General features: G+C 35.0%; 3 protein-coding genes. All 3 read right to left on the bottom strand.

The genetic code is table 11. The features are described from left to right. On the bottom strand, positions 1-1,106 hold a 1,106-nt coding region (locus MWH30_RS13595; RefSeq protein WP_248664641.1), incomplete at its 3' end, for an IS1634 family transposase. Between the two features lie 140 nt (positions 1,107-1,246). Next, a complete protein-coding gene (locus tag MWH30_RS13590; RefSeq protein WP_248664640.1) occupies positions 1,247-1,468 on the bottom strand; it encodes a sulfurtransferase TusA family protein in 222 nt (73 codons plus the stop codon). Further along, on the bottom strand, positions 1,458-2,537 hold the full coding sequence (gene yedE, locus MWH30_RS13585; RefSeq protein WP_248664639.1) for a YedE family putative selenium transporter: 1,080 nt from the start codon (positions 2,535-2,537) through the stop codon (positions 1,458-1,460). Before yedE ends, MWH30_RS13590 begins: the two co-directional genes overlap by 11 nt. Positions 2,538-2,725: the final 188 nt, after the last annotated feature.

Raw genomic sequence — 2,725 nt, 5'->3', positions numbered from 1 at the left:
TTATGAAATTCCAGTTTAGAAATCAATTTATTATTTAGTAGCTCTATTTCTTTTTCGGCATCGGCTTGGCATTTGAAGCTACGAGTTTTATATTTTTTAAGAGCTTTTCTGATTTTTTCTCTTTCTTTGGCAACTTTTTTCTGACAAGTTTTCTCTTTGGATTCTTCAAGTTGCTCTGAATAGATAATAGCAAATTTGCAAGGATGACCTTTGTATTCAGCTTCTGTCTCCATCATTTTATATACTGATTGTTTTCCTTGTGCTTTATCAATTTTAATGGTTTGAGCATTTTCTGCTAAAGGTTGTGCCATTAGCTCTTTTGCTAAGTTGTAGTTGTCTGGCATTCTGCTAATAAAAGAAATTTCATTACTTTTAGCTTTAGCTAAATTATCTTTAGTAAATAGAGCACTATCGGCAATATAATAAAATTCATCACGGTTAATATCCATTTGAGTTAACAACTGGTCAAGATCTTCTAAGTTCTGATTATTATAAGTTTTATCATCAATATTACCAGAAAGAACTTTGGCATCTGCTACAACACCATTGGCAGTACCTATACCAACTTTAATCTGTTTTTTGTCATTTCTTTTATCCTTACTATGACCGAAGTCTATATGAATGTAACTAGTCTGATCACCATAGTCTTCTAAATGATTTGTAGTTTCATATTTACCCCACATTACTTTGGAGGTGGTATCGTAGTTTATGTTTTTAACTTTAAAACCATATTCAGCAAAAGCAAGGCTACTAGCTTCCATAAATATCTGACGACATCCTGCTTGATGAAAATCGTCTAGAAAGCGACCAAAGCGATCATCGTTTAGTTGTGATAGTTCTATTGGATGATAAAAGATACCTTCAAGGTCTTTGTATCTATAGTAGTCTTGAAAGGCGGAAAGTGGTTTATATCCATCATCAGCTATACTAGCAATCATGATTGCTGCTTCAATCCCTGATGGAATATCCGCAGGTCTACCTTGGTCATTTTCTAAGTGTTTGTTAAAAAGATCTATGATTCCTATTTTTTCACATAAAGAAACAGCTAATTGTAATTTGCCGTCAGACCAGACATTGATATCATTTATATCAACTTTCTTATTCATTTTGATCCACCCCGTTTATTAAACTATATAGTCTTATTATATAGCTTTTTTGGGGTTTGTCTAGCTATTTTATGATTTATTTTAGCAATTTCTTTATTATCTAATTGGAAAAATTAGTTATGCGGAATGTGAGTTTTAAACTATCTCTTTTTAATGATTAGTTGATAGTCACTATCTATTTCTTCTATCTTTACGTTGTACCCTGAGTTTCTGGCTAGTCTACTTACATTTTCTTTAGCTGCTGCATCTCCTACTAAAACTTTAAGTTCTTCTTCAGCTAGACTATTAAGGGCCCTCTTAGTCAGAATAACCGGCTCTGGACATGAGAAGCCGCGAGCATCTATAATCTTTTTACTTTCCATAAGTCACCCCTCCCTTTTTAGAAGCGCCGATGCTTAGCTTAGAGAAGCCGATTAGCAAAATAATAATAATGCCGATTACAACGGCTATTTTTCCGTTAGCACCTACTCCATCAGGGCTGCCGGCTAGAGCAAAGTTATGGGATATAGCAGCTCCTACTAACATTCCTATAAAGGTTATTCCTGAGTCTATATTTCCTTCACCAGCTAAAACTGTCTGTCTTAAGGGGCAGCCGCCTAATAAGATTGAGCCTAAGCCGGCTAGTAGCATACCTAAGAAGTTCCAAAGGCCATCATTATGAGCAATAGGTTGCTCTATAAAGCCTAAATTGAAATAGCCTAAAGCTAGATTTAAAATCAGCGCAGCTATAAAGATAGCTATAAAGCCGATAATTAGGTGAGGATCTTTGATTAGGTATAAGTCACGAATACCACCTACCATACAGATTCGACTTCTTTGAGCTAGTACTCCTACTATTAAACCAGCAGCTAGAGCGATTAGGATAGCAGCTTGCATAGCACCGGGCCCTTCTGTACTGAAAAAGATAAAGTCTGGAGCTATAACTAAAAAGCTCAATAGTAGAACTGCTATTAAAGGCAGTATATAGCCATTTTCTAAGCTTTGTTCATGGGATCTACCTAGAGTAAATCCTCTTTTAATAAATTCAGCTCCAATAATTATTCCCGTGGCAAAACCTAGGATACCAGCTATTGCATTTAAATCTCCTCCAGCTAAACGAAGTACCATTCTTAGTGGACAGCCTAGAAAAACTAAAGCACCAATCATTACTAAGATACCTAAAATAAATCTCAGTAGTGGTGACGAGCCTCCCCGAACCTTAAACTCTTTATTGAGAGCAGCAATGATAAAAGCACCGAGGATAAAGCCGATGACTTCTGGGCGTATATATTGAACTACGCCAGCCCTATGCAAGCCGATTCCGCCGGCAATATCGCGGACAAAACAGGCTACACAGATGCCCATATTAACCGGATTTCCTAATTTAACTAATAAGCTACTTAAAATGCCGATGACCAATCCTGCAAAAATAATTTCTTTTTTATTATCCATACTTTTCTCCCCTTGTTTAATTAGTTTTTTAATTCACGATAATTATAACATAGTTTTCAGAAAAAGTTAAGATTATTTTATAAAGTTTATAATATTCACTTATAACAAGGTTCATAGTGTAAAATAAGTATAGGTAAATTTAGTATAAAAACTAGAAAAGGGACTCCTCTTTTGATAAAGTGTTAAGT

The sequence above is a fragment of the Fuchsiella alkaliacetigena genome (genome assembly GCF_023227765.1).
GTDB lineage: Bacteria > Bacillota > Halanaerobiia > Halobacteroidales > Acetohalobiaceae > Fuchsiella > Fuchsiella alkaliacetigena.
Note: the sequence above shows the minus strand (reverse complement) of the source record. Positions and strands in the feature narration are given on the sequence as shown.

Excerpts from the sequence above, each read along its gene's own strand:
- MWH30_RS13590 (WP_248664640.1), bottom strand. The coding sequence starts at position 1,468 with ATGGAAAGTAAAAAGATTATAGATGCTCGCGGCTTCTCATGTCCAGAG.
- yedE (WP_248664639.1), bottom strand. The coding sequence starts at position 2,537 with ATGGATAATAAAAAAGAAATTATTTTTGCAGGATTGGTCATCGGCATT.